At 40.1% G+C, this 21,325-nt stretch carries 13 protein-coding genes and 2 pseudogenes; 8 read left to right on the top strand and 7 right to left on the bottom strand.

Annotated elements, in window-relative coordinates; translation table 11 throughout:
- The first annotated feature begins 26 nt into the window (after positions 1 to 26).
- From DXA05_RS14920 to DXA05_RS14905, 4 genes and pseudogenes are all read left to right on the top strand, one after another.
- Complete coding sequence (locus DXA05_RS14920) at positions 27 to 1,262, top strand: AAA family ATPase (RefSeq protein ID WP_074910696.1); 1,236 nt, start codon at positions 27 to 29, stop codon at positions 1,260 to 1,262.
- Between the two features lie 5 nt (positions 1,263 to 1,267).
- Positions 1,268 to 1,909 carry an HNH endonuclease gene (locus tag DXA05_RS14915; protein ID WP_128859322.1) on the top strand — a complete coding sequence of 214 codons (642 nt, stop codon included), beginning with the start codon at positions 1,268 to 1,270 and terminating at the stop codon, positions 1,907 to 1,909.
- Between the two features lie 4 nt (positions 1,910 to 1,913).
- Positions 1,914 to 4,878 (top strand): annotated as a pseudogene (locus DXA05_RS14910) (PEP/pyruvate-binding domain-containing protein).
- Between the two features lie 318 nt (positions 4,879 to 5,196).
- Positions 5,197 to 6,678 carry a PCMD domain-containing protein gene (locus DXA05_RS14905; protein ID WP_128859321.1) on the top strand — a complete coding sequence of 494 codons (1,482 nt, stop codon included), beginning with the start codon at positions 5,197 to 5,199 and terminating at the stop codon, positions 6,676 to 6,678.
- A gap of 905 nt (positions 6,679 to 7,583) precedes the next feature.
- Here DXA05_RS14905 and DXA05_RS14900 read toward each other — a convergent pair.
- The 7 genes from DXA05_RS14900 to DXA05_RS14870 all read right to left on the bottom strand — a co-directional run bounded on the left by DXA05_RS14900 (position 7,584) and on the right by DXA05_RS14870 (position 14,414).
- Positions 7,584 to 8,366, bottom strand: coding sequence for a porin family protein (locus tag DXA05_RS14900; RefSeq protein WP_117809256.1), 783 nt, complete (start codon positions 8,364 to 8,366; stop codon positions 7,584 to 7,586).
- A gap of 13 nt (positions 8,367 to 8,379) precedes the next feature.
- Positions 8,380 to 9,510 carry a PCMD domain-containing protein gene (locus DXA05_RS14895; protein ID WP_117809257.1) on the bottom strand — a complete coding sequence of 377 codons (1,131 nt, stop codon included), beginning with the start codon at positions 9,508 to 9,510 and terminating at the stop codon, positions 8,380 to 8,382.
- A gap of 215 nt (positions 9,511 to 9,725) precedes the next feature.
- Positions 9,726 to 10,025, bottom strand: a complete 300-nt coding sequence (locus DXA05_RS14890) for a HipA N-terminal domain-containing protein (RefSeq protein WP_117809258.1) — start codon at positions 10,023 to 10,025, stop codon at positions 9,726 to 9,728.
- Positions 10,022 to 10,240 carry a helix-turn-helix transcriptional regulator gene (locus DXA05_RS14885; RefSeq protein WP_117809259.1) on the bottom strand — a complete coding sequence of 73 codons (219 nt, stop codon included), beginning with the start codon at positions 10,238 to 10,240 and terminating at the stop codon, positions 10,022 to 10,024. Before DXA05_RS14885 ends, DXA05_RS14890 begins: the two co-directional genes overlap by 4 nt.
- Before the next feature lie 131 nt (positions 10,241 to 10,371).
- Entirely contained in the window at positions 10,372 to 11,706 is a 1,335-nt protein-coding gene (locus tag DXA05_RS14880; protein ID WP_128859320.1) for an NADP-specific glutamate dehydrogenase, read from the bottom strand.
- 243 nt (positions 11,707 to 11,949) lie between these two features.
- Positions 11,950 to 12,126, bottom strand: a complete 177-nt coding sequence (locus DXA05_RS14875; RefSeq protein ID WP_004317275.1) for a hypothetical protein — start codon at positions 12,124 to 12,126, stop codon at positions 11,950 to 11,952.
- Complete coding sequence (locus DXA05_RS14870; protein WP_008024705.1) at positions 12,123 to 14,414, bottom strand: NADP-dependent malic enzyme; 2,292 nt, start codon at positions 14,412 to 14,414, stop codon at positions 12,123 to 12,125. Before DXA05_RS14870 ends, DXA05_RS14875 begins: the two co-directional genes overlap by 4 nt.
- Before the next feature lie 269 nt (positions 14,415 to 14,683).
- Here DXA05_RS14870 and DXA05_RS28415 point away from each other — a divergent pair.
- The 4 genes and pseudogenes from DXA05_RS28415 (at position 14,684) to DXA05_RS14850 (ending at position 21,300) form a co-directional block, all read left to right on the top strand.
- Positions 14,684 to 15,249, top strand: a pseudogene (locus tag DXA05_RS28415) (RNA polymerase sigma-70 factor).
- A gap of 97 nt (positions 15,250 to 15,346) precedes the next feature.
- Positions 15,347 to 16,342 carry a FecR family protein gene (locus DXA05_RS14860; RefSeq protein ID WP_128859319.1) on the top strand — a complete coding sequence of 332 codons (996 nt, stop codon included), beginning with the start codon at positions 15,347 to 15,349 and terminating at the stop codon, positions 16,340 to 16,342.
- A 228-nt stretch (positions 16,343 to 16,570) separates the two neighbouring features.
- On the top strand, positions 16,571 to 19,813 hold the full coding sequence (locus DXA05_RS14855; protein ID WP_128859318.1) for a TonB-dependent receptor: 3,243 nt from the start codon (positions 16,571 to 16,573) through the stop codon (positions 19,811 to 19,813).
- A gap of 11 nt (positions 19,814 to 19,824) precedes the next feature.
- On the top strand, positions 19,825 to 21,300 hold the full coding sequence (locus DXA05_RS14850) for a RagB/SusD family nutrient uptake outer membrane protein (RefSeq protein ID WP_128859317.1): 1,476 nt from the start codon (positions 19,825 to 19,827) through the stop codon (positions 21,298 to 21,300).
- The last annotated feature ends 25 nt before the right edge of the window (positions 21,301 to 21,325 follow it).

Below are 21,325 nucleotides of genomic sequence, written 5' to 3'. Positions count from 1 at the left end.
AAAGTAATCATCAAGTATAAAGGACTATGGGTAATTTTATTACGAGTATCAAGGTTAATCATATTTTTCATTTGGAGAACTTTTGTATACCAATCTCTGAAAATGAAAAAAAACATCTGATTATTACGGGAAAGAACGGAAGTGGTAAGACTATTCTGTTGAATGCAATAGTGGAGCATTTAAGTCAGGTTTGTAATGATAAGATGTTGAGTTTCTTAGATTTAAAGAAAAATTTAGAGTCTAATCAAGCATGGTTGCAGCAAGCTGAGACCACTGGTGATTCGAAAAGTATTGCTTCCGGCCAGAATAATGTTGAATATTATAAAAATAGAATTGAAGAATTTTATGGAAAAGTAGAACTTTCATTCCATGATATATACTCCATCTCTAAGGATTTTTTTAGTCAGAACTTTATTATAGCTTACTATGCTGATGAACGTAAGTCTCTTTTTGTAGAACCGAAGAATCCTGTTAAGCCAGATTTGAAGATGAAGACTGATCTGAAACATAATAAAGTAGATCAGTTCTTGAACTTTATGGTTGACTGTAAAGTGCAAGAGGCCTTAGCTCGTAATGAAGGAAAAACGGAGGATGCTGATTATATTCGTCAATGGTTTGTCGGCTTCCGAAATATCCTTCGTCAGATATTTGATGATACAACCTTAGAACTTGATTTCAATTATAAAGATTACTCTTTCCTCATTCAAACACGCGGAAAGTCGTTTAAATTCACCGAACTATCAGCAGGATATTCGGCTGCATTAGACATTGTAGCTGATTTAATTTTAAAAATGCAATCACAGAATAATGTGGTCCGTGCATACGAGAAAGAAGGAATTGTGTTGATTGATGAAATAGAAACGCATCTTCATTTGGAACTACAAAGAGTGATTTTGCCGATATTGACTACTATTTTTCCTAACATACAGTTTGTTGTCACTACTCATTCCCCTTTTATTCTTAATTCTTTAGAGAATGCTGTTGCTTTTGATTTGGAGCATCGTGAACCAATTGAAGACTTAACGGATTATTCTTATGAAGCATTAGCAGAAGGTTACTTTGGTGTTCGTACAGACTCCAGTGAGATTCAAATGCGTTTACAACGGATGGAAGAATTGATTCGTTCTGATCGGCTTTCTATTTCGGATAAAAGTGAGTTGGAAATGTATCTACAGGATTTTGATAAGATTCCGGAAGCAGTTGCTCCTGCTATTAAAGCTAAATATTATGATCTGAAAAGAGAGTGGCAAAATAAGAATTAATTAAGATGATTAGAATTTGTAAAAATGCAGATAAGCCACAAACTTTAGATAAGAGTTATAATACGGACGAGGTCTGCAAACAATTACTGATGGATCAGAATGATAAATGTTATCTATGCGAACGGCGTTTGACAACTGATTATCAAGTAGAGCATTTTAAATCGCAAGCCAATAATGGAGACTTGAAGCAAACATGGGAAAACTTATTTGTAGCTTGTGGATACTGTAACAATAAAAAGTCGAATAAGTATGATGATATCTTAGATCTGACTCAATATGATATCGAAACTATAATAGAACATTCAAATGATTTTGTTAATCAGAAAGCAATATTTGATAGTGATAATAGAACTTCTGAAGTACTTTCAACGATAAAGTTATTGAATTTATTATTTAATGGAAAACTATCTTATAGGAATTGTCGTGAGCAACGATTTTATGATGAATTTATTCAAAAAATGAATTTCTTTTCTTATGTTGTTGATGAATATATGTCAGGTAAGAAAGAATATTATTATCCGGTTATAAAAGAACAGTTGGATATTCGTAGTGAATATTTGGGATTTAAATATGCAATTATTCATAGTAACGATTTGCTGAAACATGATTTTGGAGATATGACGATTTGGAATAAGAAAGGAGAATGACTTTATGCTTAGTAAATATAAATTAAACCAGCTTTACTTCAAAGATACACAGTTCGCCAACCTGATGACAAGGCGAATTTTTAACGTGTTGTTAATCGCCAACCCTTATGACGCTTTTATGCTGGAAGATGACGGGCGCATTGATGAGAAGATTTTCAATGAATACACCTCTTTATCTTTGCGTTATCCGCCTCGTTTCTCGCAGGTATCCACAGAGGAGGAAGCATTGGCGCAGTTGGAAAATATGTCGTTCGACCTGGTGATTTGTATGCCGAGCACGGGGGATAATGACAGTTTTGATATCGGTCGTCATATAAAAGAGAAATATGAGCATATTCCTATCGTGATCCTGACTCCTTTCAGCCATGGTATTACCAAACGGATTATCAATGAAGATTTGAGTGCGTTTGAATATGTGTTCTGTTGGTTGGGCAATACCGACCTGCTGGTGTCTATTATCAAATTGATAGAAGACAAGATGAATCTGGAACACGATGTGCAGGAAGTCGGTGTGCAGTTGATTCTTTTGGTGGAGGATGGCATTCGTTTCTATTCTTCTATTTTGCCGAATCTGTATAAGTTCGTGTTGAAGCAGAGTCAGGAGTTCTCTACTGAAGCCTTGAATGCGCACCAGCGTACACTTCGTATGCGCGGGCGGCCTAAGATTGTACTGGCACGTACGTATCAGGAGGCAATGGAAATTTATCATAAGTATCAAAATAATATATTAGGAGTAATCACCGACGTCCGTTTCCCGAAAGTGGAGCGGGGGGAGAAAGACGGTCTGGCAGGTATCAAGCTGTGTGCCGAGATACGCAAGAACGATCCGTTTGTTCCGTTGATTATCCAGTCGTCCGAATCGGAAAATTCGTCTTATGCCGTTAAGTACGGCGCTAGCTTTATTGATAAGAACTCAAAAAAGATGGATGTCGATTTGCGTCGTATCGTTTCCGATAATTTTGGTTTTGGTGATTTTATATTCCGTAACCCGGATACCGGGGAAGAGATTGCCCGTGTCCGGAATCTGAAAGAATTGCAAAACATTCTTTTTGCCGTGCCTGCGGAGTCCTTCTTATATCATATCAGCCGGAATCACGTATCGCGTTGGTTCTATTCTCGTGCCATGTTCCCGGTAGCCGAGTTCTTGAAACCGATTACTTGGAATAGTCTTCAGGATGTGGATGCTCACCGTAAAATCATCTTTGAGGCCATCGTTAAGTATCGTAAGATGAAGAATCAGGGAGTTGTGGCTGTCTTTAAGCGCGACCGCTTCGACCGTTATTCTAACTTTGCCCGTATCGGAGATGGTTCTTTGGGCGGAAAAGGGCGTGGACTGGCTTTTATTGATAATATGGTGAAACGTCATCCGGAGTTTGAAGAGTTTGAGAACGCACGTATTGCTATTCCTAAAACGGTGGTGCTTTGTACGGATGTGTTTGATGAATTTATGGACACTAATAATCTGTATCAGATTGCGCTGTCAGATGCGGATGATGCTACGATTCTAAAATACTTTCTGAAGGCAAAGTTGCCTGACCGATTGGTGGAGGACTTCTTTACTTTCTTTGATGTGGTGAAATCTCCGATTGCTATCCGTTCCTCTTCTTTATTGGAAGACTCTCATTATCAGCCGTTCGCCGGAATTTATAGTACATATATGATTCCCTATCTGGATGACCGGTATGAAATGTTGCGTATGCTTTCGGATGCTATTAAAGGGGTGTATGCTTCGGTTTATTTCCGCGACAGTAAAGCGTATATGCAGGCCACTTCGAATGTGATCGATCAGGAAAAGATGGCTGTTATCTTGCAGGAGGTAGTTGGTAATCAATATGGCGATCGTTATTATCCGTCTATGTCTGGTGTGGCCCGTTCGCTGAATTATTATCCGTTGGGGGATGAAAAAGCAGAAGAAGGAACGGTTAACCTGGCTTTGGGATTGGGAAAATATATTGTAGACGGTGGTATGACCCTTCGTTTTTCTCCTTATCATCCTAACCAGGTGTTGCAAACCAGCGAAATGGAAATCGCCCTGAAAGAGACCCAGACCCGTTTTTATGCTTTGGATTTGAAAAATGCCGGGCATGATTTTTCTATCGACGATGGTTTCAATTTATTGAAACTCCATGTCAAAGAGGCGGAAATGATGGTGCCTTGCGTTATATCGCTTCTACGTATGACCCGTATGACCAGATTATCCGGGATGGTTTATATCCCGGAGGTCGGAAGGTGATTACTTTTGCCAATATCCTGCAACATGATGTATTCCCGTTGGCTCGTATTCTGCAATTAGTCTTGAAATATGGTGAACAGGAGATGCGCCGTCCGGTTGAAATTGAATTTGCGGCTACGATGAGTCGTGAACATGATAAATCCGGAACTTTCTATCTGTTACAAATACGTCCTATCGTAGACAGTAAAGAAATGCTGGACGAGGATTTGAACGAGATACCGGATGAAGATGTGATTCTCCGCTCATATAATTCATTGGGACACGGTATCATGAATGATATTTATGATGTGGTCTATGTAAAGACCGATAATTATAGTGCCTCCAACAATCAGCAATTGCCTGGGAAATAGAAAAGATTAACCAACAATTCTTGAATGAAGGAAAGAATTATGTGCTTGTCGGTCCGGGACGTTGGGGAAGCAGCGATACTTGGCTCGGCATCCCTGTGAAGTGGCCGCATATCTCGGCTGCCCGTGTGATTGTGGAAGCCGGACTGACCAATTATCGGGTAGATCCCAGTCAAGGGACACACTTTTTCCAGAATTTGACTTCTTTTGGAGTAGGATATTTCACTATCAACGCCTTTATGAATGATGGGGTTTATAATCAGGATTTCCTCAATGTGCAACCTGCGGTGGAAGAAACGAAATATCTTCGTCATGTCCGCTTTGAGAAACCGATGGTGGTCAAGATGGATGGAAAGAAGAAGCAGGGTGTGGTTTTGATGCCTTTTTAAGTGGAACTCGCAATAATTTTATGTGAAACAAATTTTGGAAGTACTAGGAGGGGCGTTTTTTATGTGTTAGAATTGATAAGATTCTTTTTTCTGACCGTTGGTCTTTTTAACTAAATTAAAATATGACTTAAATCTTCCGTAGCGTACCGTATAGTGTGAATATTAACCTTAAAAATCTATATAGACAGGAAATATGGCCTTATGATCTTAAAAATAGGACATAAAATACAAAGAATTGACCTTGTGTAAATTATTATAAAGCTGTTACTTTGTACTCGTTTTTGTGATCAAATAGATTATTAATTAATTATGAAAATTATGAAGAAGAGTTTATTGTACTTGTTTATGCTTGTTTGTTCTGTTAGCATATTCATGAGTTGTAGTGATGATGACGATGAAGTGAAATATCCGATAGATACAGAATTGGCTGGAGGCTATGTTGGTAATCTGTCTGTGAATGTGGATGGTAATCAAATGGGAACTACTGAAAATCAAAAAATCACAATTTCACAGTCTAATAAGGGAACTAACCAAATTGCATTATCATTGAAGAATTTTACTTTTTTGGTAAATGTTGGTGATATTGAAGTTGATCCTTGCACTGTGAAAGCTATAGATGGTGGTTATGCTTTTGAAGGTCAACAGAATCTAGATTTGGTACAGCCACTTGGTAATTGCCCTGTTAGTATTTCTGGTACTGTGAAAGGTAGCAATATTAATATTGAAATAGGTGTAAAAGTTGGTGCTCCTTTAAATCAAAATGTAAAGGCTACTTTTGTTGGTCGTAAATTGACAGGTAGTGAAAGTTCGGAAGCTAAAATAACAAGTTTTATTATTGACGATGAGGCAGTAGTAGAACAACCAGTTATAAATGAAGAAGCTGGTACGATTGTTTTTGCTGTTAATGAGGAAGTAGAATCTTTAAAGTTTACTCCTATTATTGAAATATCTGAAGGAGCAACTATTACTCCGGCTTCCGGCGTAGCACAGGACTTCTCGAATAATAAGAAAGTGACTTATACTGTGACGGCGGAAGATGGCACCGTGAAAGTTTATACAGCTTTTGTGGAAGGTACTCGCAAGGTATTGAAATATTCTTTTGAAGATTGGAAGGAAGGTACTAAGAATGATGAACTGTTACCCAAAGATTTGTGGGCAGGAAGTGCTGCAGGAGCAGGTATTTTAGGTGGTACTTTGTTGAGAAAGGAAACTAGAGAGGATGGTACGTATGCGGCTAAACTGATAACTTTTGAATATCCAAATGAGCCAAATTCATTAGTTCCGAAGATTACTGCCGGTTCTATTTTTATTGGTAAATTTGATATGATGCCTGCTTTACAAGGTGATAGGTTGAGTTGTACTAAATTTGGTCTTGATGCAGAAACAGTTAGTTTAGGTGGAAAACCGCTTCGTTTTAAGGGTGTTTATAAATATGAATCAGGTTCTAATTATCTTGACGCTTCTAATTATGAAGATGTAAAACCGGTTGATATTAAAGATAAAGGACAGATTCAAGCCGTATTGTATAAAGTGCAAACAGGTGAGGATGGTAAAGAGATTGTATTGACAGGTCACGATGTGAACACTTCGGAATTAAGAGTTGCTGTTGCTAATATTATCGTTGAGGATATTAAAGAATATACTCCTTTTAACATTGAATTTGAATATTTACAAGAGTATGACCGAACCGCAAAATATAAATTTGCTATAATTTGCTCTTCAAGTAAAGATGGTGATTTATTTAAAGGTGCTGGTGGTAGTACTTTGATTGTGGATGAATTTGAAGTAATATGTGAATAAGATTATTATAATATAAGTTGGCATACATTTGATGTGTGTTTATTGTATAAACGAGGGTGTCTATGAGGATATCCTCGTTTTTCTGTAAAATCCTGTATATATATATCAAATAAATATTAAATAGATTTCCCTTACTGTTTTTGGACAGTGGGGAGTTTTTTTGTAGTGAGGGAGAATTATTGTTTGTTTATGGCAATCATACCCAAAATGTCATTCAATATACGATACAGAAAAGGATTTGTTCACTATAGAATAACATCCGGATATAAAGTTTCAATGAATTTGAACTCAGCAAATACTACATAATGGAAAAATATCTATCATACTATCATTTATTTTTATATTAAGCTAGCTGTCAATAAGATAAGTATGATAGATGATTTTTCAAACAGGTATCTATCATATTTTTGTCGCAAAAAACGGGTATCTATCATATCCATACTGCATCCGTTTTAGTGTAGTATTAGGGGAAACACCCATATGAAGCCACAATAATATCCACTTTATAGGATGATAACCTGTATTTGGCAGCTAAATAATCCATTGGAAACGGTAATCTTTTTATAGCCTACATATGTAGGCTGTACAGCCCGCAGCTGTAAACCGTACAGCCCACGTATGCAGGCTGTTTGTCACACAGATGTGGGCTATAAACTTATCGCTGTCAAAGTGGGATTATTAAGCCATACAAGTCGGATTTATATAGGTTTATTGCAACAAAAACAAGCCATCTTACGCCTGTTTGAACCTTATTGGGCTATTTTATTGATGAGAGATACTCGCTTTTTGGTGGTATAGAAACGCGGAAACGCTTACGATATTACCATAAATAAAAAACTACGAGAAGAATTCCCGTAGTTTTCTATTGACACAATATTCTGGATTGTTTAGTATAAAACAATATGCTAAAATGCATATCCAAATCCCACGTTCAAATAAATAGGATACATGGCAAATGAGATTGTATCAAAATCTTTTTTGAAAATATCATTCAGCCCCCACGTTAAGTCAGCGTATACATTTAGATGTTTAAATGCTCTCCATTCGCCGCCTAGTTGTAGTCCCCATTGAAATTTTTGGAGATTTTCGGAAAAATCATAGGTAGCTATGCTTTCCCCAGAGAAAACAACTCGTGAACCTGTTTGGTCTGGAGTACGTAAATGACCGTTGTATACATGTCCGGAGAATCCTCCTTCGATGAGGTATGATATGTATGGACCTGCAGACAATTTCCAACGCTTGCTTATCTTATAGTTAGCAACCACCGGAATTGTCAGATATGAATTTTTAACTTTGGTCTTTACTCCTCCTGTCCATAATCCTTGTAATTCTCCACCATTGGTATTGATAATTTTCATACCGTAATTTTTTACGGTAGCTTCGGTGGTCATATTCTTATTTTCAAGTCGCACTCCTACAGTCATCCCCCATTTGGGATCGAACCACTTCGTCGCATTACCTTCAATTGAAATTGCGATTCCTGGTGCATAACTATCAATTTTACGGATTTCTTTTGGTAGAGGTAATGGTGAAGTTCCACCAATATTGAAACCGGCCTTTATACCATATTCCCATCCATGTAAATAAGACCAGATGATACCTTGGTTTCTTTCTTCCTGTGCTTGAGCTGTGAATATGCTTACAAATAGCAGCACAACTATGATATTGATTGATTGATATTTTTTCATTGTGTTAGTTTTTTTATTCTTTACAAATAAGTTCTAGCTCATCAACGTATAGAGTGCTACCAACAGCCCCTCTAAAATAGGCGCCATCTACGCTGGATGATAGTACAATACCTAATTTATATTTACCGTTTTGTAGTTTCGTATCGTCAATTTCTCGTCCTTTTACTGATTCGAAATATAAAGTAAACTCATTCCATTCATCTTCTGATTCAACGATATCTTCAGGTTTTATTCGTGCTAATAATACTAATTTATCAGAGTTGAATACGTCATCACCATTGAGCATGATAGAATTATTTTCTGCCTCATACATAACAGCATAAATATCACATTTATCCTTTTTTCCGGTTTGTGGCTGTCCTTCTACAGAATAAACTTCCCCAGCTTTAAATTTATAATGTCCTTTTAGTGCTATGGGATGTTTATAAAATTGAAAACCAAAGTTCGTTGCTTTTCTAGGATTTGTCAGTGCATTTTCTACTTCGAATGTTCCGATAAATAAATTCCCAGCAGCAATATACATTTTTACCATTGCACCAAAATCTCCAGTGTTACGGGTTTCTAGCTTTACAGCCTTACCTTTAAAACCATTTGTAACTTGTACTGTTGGGTAATCTATTCTAGAATTAGCCATACCTGTTAATTTAAAACCAGGATTACCGCTTGACCATTGTAGTACTTTAGATATTTCTTGCGAGGTTGCTGGTGTAAATTCGTAAAATGTATCGTATTCACTGGAGGTTGTCAGTAATTCTTCAAAACTGAAAAGGGTAGGTAATTCCGCTAAAATCACATTTACGGTATAAACAGGCTGCCATTGACCGTCTTCTGATGTAACGGTGAATTTACGGGAGTGCGGTTCTTCGCTGAAATCATAGGTAGATTCAGTATCGCCTGCTATTGGAGTATTTACTTTAATTGTAGCTCCTTGTGGAAGTGTAAATTTTAATTTCTGTTTGGAAAGGTCGGCTCCTTTATTTACATATACATTGATTACTTTAGAATCTGCATCGATATTTGCCAATTGCACATCATCGCCTGAACAAACATCAATGGCTGCTTCTGAATTTAATGCTTCATCCTGTATGCAGGAGGATATTGCACATGTAAAGATGAAATAGGCTATTAAAGTCTTAATTTTCATTTGATTTTCCTTTTTAGTTTACTAATTTAGTATCTTCTATAAAACTTGGTTGCAAAGTTAAGTTTCTTTTTTGAAATGCAGCACTTCATCACTTAAGTAATTCAATAAAATTAGTGCCTTTTTAAAATTGATGTTATAAATGAATTATTCCTTTTTACATCCCTGCACTGTTTTTATAATAAATCTAACCACCCTTCGAGGTTCTGTGAGACAATTTAGCTTGCACTCCTGTAAGTGTGGTTTGTGAACATATGACTTGACATACGGTCACGTCGATTTATCTTCCAGCTTTTCTCGGCAATATCCAAGAGACAGTCTTCGGGAATGAGACCGTCAAAGAATGGGAATAATATTAGACTTGTATATACTTTTTCAGAGATTGGCAATGTGAGACTGGTAGGTTCGGCATCGTTGGATTTAATGTAGGCTGTATCGTATTGGAAAGTATAGCCATTTTCATCTTCTGTAAGCAATCCTGCAAACTGGTCTTGGTTGTATATGAGTGCTTGTCTCATAGCTTGTTGAATTTATTTATTGGTACAACCCCCACTTTCATTCCAAAGAGGCTAAGCACTTGATTTACTTTATCAAGACGCAAAGTCTGTTTGTCTTGTTCGAGTTCGCGTACAAAGCGTAATCCAACTCCTGATTTTTCGGAAAGTTCTACTTGGGGCAAGTTATGTTCTTTACGCATTTGCTTGACGTATTCTGATAATGATTTATCATCCATATTATACCCTTTGGGGTATAAATATAATGTAATTTTTCTGTTTTACACCCTTTAGGGTATAAAAACTCCCGCACTTCCTTTCGGAAGGCGGGAGCCTTTAAATAAACTATAGCTTATATATCTTTCGCTGATTATACGATACCTTGTGCCATCATTGCTTTAGCAACCTTCATGAATCCGGCTACGTTAGCACCCTTCACATAGTTTACGTATCCGTCGGCTTCTGTACCGTACTGAACGCAAGCTTCGTGGATATTCTTCATGATGCTCTTCAGCTTTTCGTCTACTTCTTCAGCGCTCCAGCTCAATTTGATAGAGTTTTGAGTCATTTCGAGACCTGATACTGACACACCACCAGCATTAGCAGCTTTACCCGGAGCGTAAAGGATCTTAGCATCCTGGAACACTTTGATAGCTTCCGGAGTAGAAGGCATGTTAGCACCTTCAGATACGGCGATACAGCCGTTTGCTACCAGTTGACGAGCGTGGTCGCCATTCAATTCATTTTGAGTAGCAGAAGGAAGAGCGATATCACATTTTTCACCCCAAGGTTTAGCTCCTTCTACATATTTGCAACCATATTTTTCTGCGTATTCACGGATACGGCCACGGTACAGATTCTTCAGTTCCATGATGTAATCCAGTTTTTCGCGGTCGATACCATCCGGATCGTAGATATAACCGTCAGAGTCAGAGCAAGTAACTACTTTACCACCCAGTTCGATTACTTTTTCGATTGTATATTGAGCAACGTTACCAGAACCGGAAACCAGACAAACTTTACCTTTCAGGTCAGTGCCTTTTGTTTTCAGCATTTCCATCAGGAAGTAGATGTTACCATAACCGGTAGCTTCCGGACGAATCAGTGAACCACCGAATTCGCGGCCTTTACCTGTGAATGTTCCGGTAAATTCATGAGCCAGTTTTTTATACATACCGAACATGAAACCTACTTCACGGCCACCAACACCGATGTCACCAGCAGGAACGTCAGTTTCAGGACCGATGTGACGCCACAGTTCCAGCATGAATGCTTGTACGAAGCGCATTACTTCAGCATTTGACTTTCCACGAGGAGAGAAGTCGGAACCACCTTTACCACCACCCATCGGCAGCGTAGTCAGTGAGTTTTTGAGTGTTTGTTCAAAGGCAAGGAACTTCAAGATAGAAAGGTTTACAGATGCATGGAAACGGATACCGCCTTTGTAAGGACCGATCGCGTTGTTGTGCTGAACACGGTAACCCATGTTGGTCTGAATATTACCTTTATCATCCATCCAAGTCACGCGGAACTGATATACTCTATCAGGAATACACAAACGTTCGATCAAGTTTACTTTATCAAACTCCGGGTGTTTGTTGTATTCTTCTTCAATAGTAGAAAGTACTTCTTCTACTGCTTGATGATACTCCGGTTCATTGGGAAATCTTCTTTTCAGATCGTCTAATACCTTTGCTGCATTCATAATCTTTTTTCTTTAATTGGTTGATATAAAAATAATGTGCTAATTTGACAATTTGCTAATGTGCCGCTCGACTATGTGCTTTTCTGCCGTATAGCAATTTGCACACTTGTATATGGGTACATCGGATTTTTATTTCCGGTTGCAAAAGTAAAGATAAAAATTGAACCAGCAAACATTTTATAAAGAAAAATGCGATAAAACATCAAATTTGATATTTTATCGTAATAATAGGAAAAAAGATATTTATTTGTTCTTTTTGATCGACTTATAGACAGGAATAAATACTAATGCTGCCGAAATGACAAGCATTACTATCGTCATCCCGTCAATTCGTTCGGCTTTTGTCAGAACTAAATAGCAAAGCGCCAACCAAAGCAGGCTGATGCAAACTATTTGTGATTTGGATAACGGGCGTTTCATTTCACTCCTCTTTTCTTTTTGTCAACAATGGCATCGATCACGGCTACGGCTGTGATATTCACAATGTCACGGACGGAACTTTCGAAATCGGTGAAGTGGATAGGTTTGTTCAATCCCATCTGGATAGGGCCGATGAATTCTGTATCCGGGTCCATTGCCTGCAACAGTTTGTAACCGGCGTTTGCTGAACTTAGATTCGGGAAAATCAATGTATTTACGTCTTTACCTTTCAGGCGGGTAAACGGATATTTGGTATCACGCAATTCGCGGTTCATGGCAAAATTAACCTGCATTTCACCGTCGATAGCCAATTCCGGATATGCTTCCTGCATGTGAGCAACTGCTTCGTGCACTTTCACTGGGCTACCTGCAGTATCAGCGCCGAAGTTAGAGTATGACAACATAGAGATAACCGGTGTGTGATTGAAGAAACGAACTGTTTTATCGGACAGTTTGGCGATATCAATCAATGTTTCCGTATCGGGGTGGCGGTTAATCAATGTGTCTGCCAGGAAGTAAGTACCTTTCTTGGAGTTCAGGATATGCATGGTACCGAAGTGTTTGAAGCCCGGTTGGATGCCGATCACTTCTTTTGCCACTTTGATCGTATTGCTATATCTTGTATAAAGTCCGGTGATGAATGCGTCTGCATCTCCTGTTTCCACCATCATCATACCGAAGTAGTTGCGTTCGAACATCTTGTCGTTGGCTTCTTCGTAGGTAAATCCTTCGCGTGCACGTTTTTCTGCAAGGATGCGGGAGTAACGCTCGCGACGATCTGATTCGTCCGGGTGGCGAAGATTAACGATTTCAATACCTTCCAGGCTAAGCTCCATTTCTTCTGCCAGTTTTCCGATAGCTTCGTCGTTTCCTAATAAGATAGGATGACAGATACCTTCGGCTTTTGCTTCAACGGCAGCTTTCAGCATATTCGGGTGGATACCTTCGGCAAATACGACACGTTGCGGTGAGCGGCGGGCAGTATCATACAGTTGGCGGGTCAGTTTGGATTCGTAGCCCATCAATTCGCGCAGGTGAACACAGTAAGCGTCCCAGTCTTTGATTTCTGTGCGAGCCACTCCGCTTTCCATAGCAGCTTTTGCCACTGCGCAGGAAACTTCGGTGATGAGGCGTGGATCTACCGGTTTCGGGATAAAGTATTCCGCACCGAAAGAAAGGTTGTTTACGTGGTAGGCTGCGTTGACTACATCAGGCACCGGCTGTTTTGCCAGGTTGGCAATGGCGTGTACGGCCGCAATTTTCATTTCTTCGTTGATTGCTTTAGCTTGAGTGTCCAAAGCACCGCGGAAGATATATGGGAAACCGATTACATTATTAATCTGGTTCGGATAGTCGGAACGTCCGGTAGCCATCAGTACGTCAGGACGTGCTGCCATGGCATCTTCGTAAGAGATTTCCGGTGTCGGGTTGGCCAATGCGAATACGATGGGCATCGGAGCCATGCTGCGTACCATATCTTGACTCAACACATTTCCTTTTGACAGGCCGAGGAATACATCCGCGCCCTTGATTGCTTCTTCCAGTGTATGGATATCTGTGCGGTCGGTTGCAAAATATCTTTTTTGTTCGTTCAGATCGGTACGTGTCTTGCTGATAACGCCTTTACTATCCAGCATGACAATATTTTCGAGGCGAGCGCCCAAAGATACATATAATTTAGTACAAGATACTGCGGATGCACCGGCACCGTTCACGACGATTTTCACATCCTCGATTTTCTTTCCTGCCACCTGCAAGGCATTTACCAAACCGGCGCTGGAGATAATAGCAGTACCGTGCTGGTCGTCGTGCATTACAGGAATGTCTAATTCTTCTTTCAAGCGACGTTCGATTTCAAAACATTCGGGCGCCTTGATGTCTTCCAGATTGATACCTCCAAAGGTAGGGGCGATTGCTTTCACTGCCGCAATGAATTTCTCCGGATCTTTCTCGTCTACTTCGATGTCGAAAACGTCGATACCGGCATAGATTTTGAAAAGCAGCCCTTTACCTTCCATTACAGGTTTGCCGCTTAATGCGCCTATATCGCCCAGTCCGAGTACGGCTGTACCGTTAGAAATAACAGCTACAAGATTTCCTTTAGCTGTATACTTGTATGCATCCTGCGGGTTCTTCTCAATTTCGAGACAAGGTTCTGCTACACCGGGGGAATATGCGAGTGATAAGTCGGTTTGTGTACTATAAGGTTTGGTAGGCACTACCTCAATCTTGCCGGGTTTGCCCTGTGAGTGATAGAGCAAAGCGGCTTCTTTCGTTATTTTAGCCATGGTATATATGTAATTTGTTAATAAGTTATCAATTGGCTGCAAATGTAGAAATAAAAGTTAGAAATTGTTGCTGTTGATTGGTAATTTCTATTAATTTTATAGCAAAATGGCTGAATTTATGATATGAGATACATAGGATATGCATTTATATCCTATTCTTTTTTAAAAGCTTAGATATTGATTTATTGAAATTTTAACAAGCGCTTTGGTTGTCGGCTTTAGTTATTTCGTTATTTTTGAGTCCATATATGATTTAACCTTATTTGATGATGATTACCACCCAACAACTTCAATTATTGAAGGAAGGAAATAAAAATGCTTTTGAAGCGTTGTATCGTGCATACAATGCTCGCATTTACAGTTTTGTCCTTTCGATGATAGGCGATGCCGGGGTGGCAAAGGATATTACACAGGATATCTTTCTCCAAATCTGGGAGAAACGGCTCAATATTGATTTGGAAGGTAATTTTGACGGTTATCTTTTTAAGATATCCCAAATATGGTATACCATTACGTAAGGCGCGAACTCCTGCTTCAAAATTATGTGGATAAACTATCCAATGAATCGGCTGACGAATCTGTAGAGATAGATGAAGAGTTGGATTATTTATTTTTAGAAGAATATATCCTGAAACTTTTGGAAGAACTGCCTCCTGCCCGTCGGGAAGTTTTTATGCTCTACTGGAAATCCGGGCTGAACTATCGTGAGATAGCTGAACAGTTGGATATATCCGAAAAGACTGTTGCTACACAGGTACATCGTTCTTTGGATTTCCTGCGTGACAAACTGGGGACGATTGCCTTTTCTGTCTCTCTCTTCCTGCACCATATCTAATGCTTAATCTTTAATAAAAGTTAATATCTAACTTATCTTTATTTTCTTGTAGTCCTTTTCTGTCTCTCAAGGCTAGTATATATAGAACAGGAAAATTATGGAGCAACACGATTACATAGTACTATTGGAAAAATTCTTCAAGAAGGAGGCCTCTTCTGAAGAAAGAAGGATACTTATTGAATGGATTCGCAAACCGGGGATTCGTGATGAGTTTAATTCGCTTTGCGAGCAGATGTGGAAAGAAGCAGCTGTCGAAATAGATAAGACAGTGGAAGAAGAAATGTGGAATCATCTGCAGCGGAATTTGGATGAACCCAAAATTCTGTATCCAAAGAAGCGGCGTTGGCAACCTATTATATATAAGGTGGCGGCCACTATATTATTACCGGTTTGTTTGGGACTGGCTACTTATTTCGGAGTAGGACATATAAATAAGGTATCGCAGGATCCTTTCATGGTTGCAGTAGATTACGGGCAGAAAGCGAACCTGACTTTACCTGATGGAACGAAAGTCTGGTTGAATTCGGCTACTCATCTTTCTTATGATGCGGAGTATAACAAATCCGACCGAAAGATTTATTTAGACGGAGAAGCCTATTTTGAGGTGGCAAAGAACAAAGACAAGCGCTTTATCGTCTGCTGCAATGATTTGGAGATAGAAGCGTTGGGAACAACCTTTGATGTGAAGGGATATGGCGACGATCTTTCCGTCACGACACTGTTGGCGGAAGGAAGTGTCAGGGTTTCTAATAAAACGAATACCACATTGTTGAAACCCGGAGAAAAGGTAGAGTATCATAAGAACAAGCAGACATTTACTAAATCGCCCATCTCGGATCTGCGTGAAATCGACTTTTGGCGGAACAATATGTTGATTTTTAATTCAGCGCCTTTAGCAGAGATCGCGACCACGTTGGAGCGGATGTACGGGGTGAAAGTCGTGTTTGACTCGGAGAAGCTGAAGAATGTGCCGTTTTCCGGAACCATCCGGAACAGCAGTTTGCATAATGTATTTTACATTATAAGCCTTACTTATCCTTTGACTTATAAGTTAGAAGGAGATACGGTGAAAATTGGAAGTAGTATTAACTAAAAAAAGACGATTTATGGAAGACACCTCATAATAAAACAAAGAGGGTAGAATTATGTAGCAGCATAATTCCACCCTGAAATTAAATACGGTTTATACATGATAGTAAAAAAGAAATTTTTCCTTATGCGGATAAGGGAAAGGGAATCCTTTTTGCATCACGATTTCACAAAGATAATAAAAAGTCTGATTTTCAGACTTATATTTTAAAGAATTTAAAGCTAATTACTAATGAGAAAACAATTACATATCATATTCAGGCTTGTTATGTTCTGTTGTATCTTGTTGTGTGTATCTCAAGAGGTAAGTGCGCAGATCACTTTCTCTGTAAAGAATCAGACAATACGCCAGACGATACGAGTGATTGAGAAGAAGGCTGATTACAGCTTCTTTTATACGGATAAGCTTCCCGGATTGGATCAAAAGATTTCATTGAAAGTGGACAATGAAAGTATCGATTCGGTTTTAGAAAAAGTTTTCAAAGGGTCACCTATTAGTTATAAGATAGAATCGGGCAAGCAAGTAGTGCTTACCCTGAAAACCGAACAAAACGCCTCCCAGAAAGGAGATAAGAAAACAATAACCGGTGTTGTAGCCGATCGGAGGGGGGAACCTTTGATTGGTGTTACCGTGAGAGTGGAAGGAGAGAATATTGGGACCGCTACTGACATCGACGGACGTTTCTCTTTGGAAGCTCCCATAGGAGCAAAAATCAGTTTCTCCTATATCGGTTACGTTTCCCAGTCTCATACGGTCAATAAACAGAACATCTATAATGTGTCTTTGAGCGAAGATTCGCAAGTGCTGGAAGAAGTTGTCGTAGTGGGATACGGTTTTATGAAACGGAAAGATATTACGACGGCAGTATCTGTGGTTTCTACGGCAGATATTGAAGAGCGTCCGATCATGACAGCCGCACAAGCCATTCAGGGAAAAGCAGCCGGTATTCAAGTTGTGCAGCCATCGGGTATGCCGGGTTCCGGGGTGACCATCCGGGTGAGAGGTGCTACTTCCGTGCAGGCATCCAATGAGCCGTTGTATGTGGTAGATGGTTTGCCGTCGGATGATATTTCGAATATCAGTCCGAACGATATTGAAAGTATGCAAATCCTGAAAGATGCTTCATCAGCAGCTATTTATGGAGCACGTGCGGCAAACGGAGTGGTGTTGATTACGACCAAGAGGGGAAAGATCGGTGCACCGCAGGTGAAAATGAGTGCTTATGTGGGTTTTTCTAAATTAGGGAAGAAGATAGACGCCTTGAATACAGAGCAATATAAAGACTTGATGAAAGACTTGAAAGCAGTTTCGGATGTTGCTCCCAATATTCCTGAAAATGAAACACGCTATGTGGACTGGACTGATTTATTCTTCGGTACGGGTGTTAATCAGAACTATCAATTATCCGTGGCAAATGGAACCGAGAAATTACAATATTTTGTATCCGGAGGTTATTCCGATGAACAAGGTATTGTGGAGAAAGCACATTTCAACCGGTATAATTTCCGTGCGAATTTGGATAGTGAGCAGACAAAATGGTTAAAGATGGCACTCAACTTTGCGTATTCGCATACAGGAGGACAATGGGTGAACGAAAGCCGCAGTTCTTTGCGTGCCGGTTCCATCTTGTCCGTAGTGAATACTCCTCCGTTTATGCAGAAGTGGAACCCGTATGATCCGAACGAATACGACGAACAGGCTTATGGTGCACGTATTCTGAATCCGCTGGCTGCCAATGCTGCGGACAGCAACACGAATACAGATCATATTAATGGTTCGCTCGGCTTTACGGTTGATATATACAAAGGTCTGAAATTCAAAACAACTTTTGGCATTGAACTGACTAATGAACACTGGGATTATTATCTGGACCCGATTTCAACTTCGGACGGACGCGGTACAAAAGGACGTGTGGAAGAGAGTTTCTCACGAAACTTCGAATGGCTGTTTGAGAATTTGCTAACCTATGATTGTTCCTTCAACAAACATAACCTTTCCATCTTGGGAGGAGCCACCCAACAGCGTGCACAATATAACGCATCCTGGATGGCTGGTTTCGATCTGGCAGAGTCTTATCCCGATATTCATTCCATCAGTGCCGCCAATCAGTTGGATAAAGACGCTTGTGGTTCTTCCGCCTCCGCATGGACGCTGGCCTCTTTTTTAGGTCGTATAGCGTACAATTATGACAGCCGTTATTTGCTGACGGTCAACTTCCGTGCCGATGGTTCTTCCCGTTTTGCTCCGGGACACCGTTGGGGTACTTTTCCTTCTGTTTCGGCAGGTTGGAGAATTTCAAGCGAAAAGTTTATGCAACCTTTGCAAAACATTGTAACCGATTTGAAGCTACGTGCCGGATGGGGTATGAACGGTAACCAGGGCGGTTTTGGAAACTACGCTTACATGGCTTCCATGAGTGCTAGTAAACTACCGGTTTCAGAAGGTAACTTATACCCGGGACTAGCCATCAGACCCGGTTCGGCAGCCAATAAAGAACTGACTTGGGAAAAAACAAGCCAGTGGAATCTGGGTCTCGACCTGACAATGTTTGATTCCCGTTTATCCTTCTCGGTGGACGCTTACTACAAAAAAACAACCGACTTATTACTGACAGTCAGTCTGCCGGAGAATGTAGTGCCAAGCAGTGTGACAAGAAACGATGGTGAAATGGTGAATAAAGGTATGGAGTTCACTGTCTCTTCCCAGAATTTGAAAGGCAACTTCCAGTGGAATACCGATTTCAATATCTCTTTCAACCGGAATAAGTTGACGAAGCTCGGCTTGAATAAAGTCTATTATTATGCTGAAATGTATGAATCCAAGGAGAAAGCTGTCATCCTGAAAGAAGGTCTTCCATTGGGAACATTCTTTGGATATATATCAGAAGGCGTCGATCCGGAAACTGGAAATATTATCTATCGTGACCTGAATGGTAACGGCTTTATTGATCCGGAAGATCGCACTACGTTGGGAAATGCCCAACCTAAGTTCATTTACGGTATGACGAATACATTCTCGTATGCCGGCTTCGACCTGTCTGTTTTCTTGCAGGGAAGTCAGGGCAATAAGATTTTTAATGCGTCACGCATCGATATGGAAGGTATGACCGACTTTAGAAACCAGTCGGTTCGTGTATTGGATCGTTGGAAACGACCGGGTATGATTACCAATGTCCCCCGCGTTGGTAATACAGAGAACAATCACAACTCCTCCCGTTTTGTAGAAGACGGATCTTATCTGCGCTTGAAAACAGTCACTTTATCCTATAATTTCCCTAAGAAATGGTTGAATAAAATACATCTGTCTAGATTGCAGGCTTACGTCACCGGACAGAATCTTTTCACGTTGACAAAATACAAGGGATACGATCCTGAAGTAAATGCTTTTGGCGGCGACTCCGTTGCTCAAGGAGTGGACTATGGTACTTATCCTCAATCGAGGGCGGTAATATTTGGTTTGAATGTTGAATTTTAATAGGTGCGAAAATGAAAAACATAATAAAGTTAGCTTATGTCGTACTCTGTGTCTTATTCGTTTCATGCAGTAATTTTCTGGATGAGAAACCGCAATCGGATTTTATGCAGGAGGGTACCGGAACGGAAGATCAAGAGTCTAAATACGGAAGTCTGGCAGATGCGCAAGCCGAGTTGCAAGGTGCGTATGAAAGCTTTAAGGCAGATATATTCCAGTCGGAAAATTACACCATTGGAGATGTACAATCCGATAATTGCTATATTGGTGGAGACGGCGTGGCCGAACAAGAATTTGATTTGTTGAAGCTGACTTCTACCAATTATAAGGTAGAATTGGTCTGGTCACAGTATTATTCAATGGCTGGCACTGCAACCAGTGTGATTGAAAATACGAAAATGATGGATCCTGCCTCTACCGTAGCAGAAGAGCGTAATCGGGTCATCGCAGAAGCAAAATTCTTGCGCGCATGGGCCTACTTCGATATCGTCCGTTTATGGGGAGACGCTCCGATGGTGCTGGATTTGATTCCGACCATTACAGCCGAGAATCTGGATAAATGGTATCCGGTGATGTATCCTGAACGTTCTGTCGCAGATAAAATCTACGACCAGATATTGGATGATCTGAACGAAGAAAATACCATTCGTTACCTGGTAAGCAAAAATAAAGGAGTTTTCCAGGCCACCAAAGGCGCCGCTTATGCTTTGCGTGCCAAGGTGTTGGCAACCAGAGGAGAGAAATCAACACGCGATTATGCCAAAGTGGTTGAGGCTTGCGACAAAGTGATAGCAGAGGGTTATACGCTGGTCGGCAACTTTGATGAGTTGTGGCAACCTGACAAGAAATTCTCTTCCGAAAGTATCTTTGAAGTCTATTACACCTCCGATGCTCCCAACTGGGCTTATTGGGTGTTGCTGAAAGAAGACGACGGTTCGGTGACCTGGAGACGTTATTGTACGCCTACTCATGACTTGGTTGCTAAATTCGACAAGGAGAAAGATACCCGTTATGCATCCAGTATCCTTTGGAAATCGGTTCCTTATGACACCTATTGGCCGGCGGACAGTTATCCGTTGTCTTATAAGATTCGCGAGAAGACTTCCAACATTATTCTGATGCGATTGGCGGATATACTCCTGTTGAAAGCCGAAGCACTGGTAGAGTTAGACCGCACTCCGGAAGCGATTCGAATCGTGAACGGCATTAGAGAACGTGCGGGCTTTGCTCCCTCTTCTCTGGATGAGAATATGGGACAGGCTAGGGGCCGCTTGGCGGTAGAGAATGAACGTCAATTGGAGTTGTATATGGAAGGTCAGCGTTGGTTTGACCTGGTACGTAATAACCGTTTGCTGGAAGTGATGCAGAAACATAAAGACAAAGATGGCAGATTGCTGTTTGCAGGTTTGCAGGCTTTCCGGCAGTTGTGGCCGATTCCTCAAGGAGAGAAAGATAAAAATACCAATCTGACTCAAAATGAAGGTTATTAATGAAAAGAGGAACGTAAAATTTTAA

The organism is Bacteroides sp. AM54-2NS (assembly GCF_003602935.1).
GTDB lineage: Bacteria > Bacteroidota > Bacteroidia > Bacteroidales > Bacteroidaceae > Bacteroides > Bacteroides xylanisolvens.
Note: the sequence above shows the minus strand (reverse complement) of the source record. Positions and strands in the feature narration are given on the sequence as shown.

What these genes read in the sequence shown, in the direction of transcription:
- DXA05_RS14915 (WP_128859322.1), top strand. Translation starts at nt 1,268, where the DNA reads ATGATTAGAATTTGTAAAAATGCAGATAAGCCACAAACTTTAGATAAG.
- DXA05_RS14905 (WP_128859321.1), top strand. Translation starts at nt 5,197, where the DNA reads ATGAAGAAGAGTTTATTGTACTTGTTTATGCTTGTTTGTTCTGTTAGC.
- DXA05_RS14885 (WP_117809259.1), bottom strand. Translation starts at nt 10,240, where the DNA reads ATGGATGATAAATCATTATCAGAATACGTCAAGCAAATGCGTAAAGAA.
- DXA05_RS14920 (WP_074910696.1), top strand. Translation starts at nt 27, where the DNA reads ATGGGTAATTTTATTACGAGTATCAAGGTTAATCATATTTTTCATTTG.
- DXA05_RS14850 (WP_128859317.1), top strand. Translation starts at nt 19,825, where the DNA reads ATGAAAAACATAATAAAGTTAGCTTATGTCGTACTCTGTGTCTTATTC.
- DXA05_RS14860 (WP_128859319.1), top strand. Translation starts at nt 15,347, where the DNA reads ATGGAGCAACACGATTACATAGTACTATTGGAAAAATTCTTCAAGAAG.
- DXA05_RS14870 (WP_008024705.1), bottom strand. Translation starts at nt 14,414, where the DNA reads ATGGCTAAAATAACGAAAGAAGCCGCTTTGCTCTATCACTCACAGGGC.
- DXA05_RS14880 (WP_128859320.1), bottom strand. Translation starts at nt 11,706, where the DNA reads ATGAATGCAGCAAAGGTATTAGACGATCTGAAAAGAAGATTTCCCAAT.
- DXA05_RS14895 (WP_117809257.1), bottom strand. Translation starts at nt 9,510, where the DNA reads ATGAAAATTAAGACTTTAATAGCCTATTTCATCTTTACATGTGCAATA.
- DXA05_RS14890 (WP_117809258.1), bottom strand. Translation starts at nt 10,025, where the DNA reads ATGAGACAAGCACTCATATACAACCAAGACCAGTTTGCAGGATTGCTT.
- DXA05_RS14900 (WP_117809256.1), bottom strand. Translation starts at nt 8,366, where the DNA reads ATGAAAAAATATCAATCAATCAATATCATAGTTGTGCTGCTATTTGTA.
- DXA05_RS14875 (WP_004317275.1), bottom strand. Translation starts at nt 12,126, where the DNA reads ATGAAACGCCCGTTATCCAAATCACAAATAGTTTGCATCAGCCTGCTT.
- DXA05_RS14855 (WP_128859318.1), top strand. Translation starts at nt 16,571, where the DNA reads ATGAGAAAACAATTACATATCATATTCAGGCTTGTTATGTTCTGTTGT.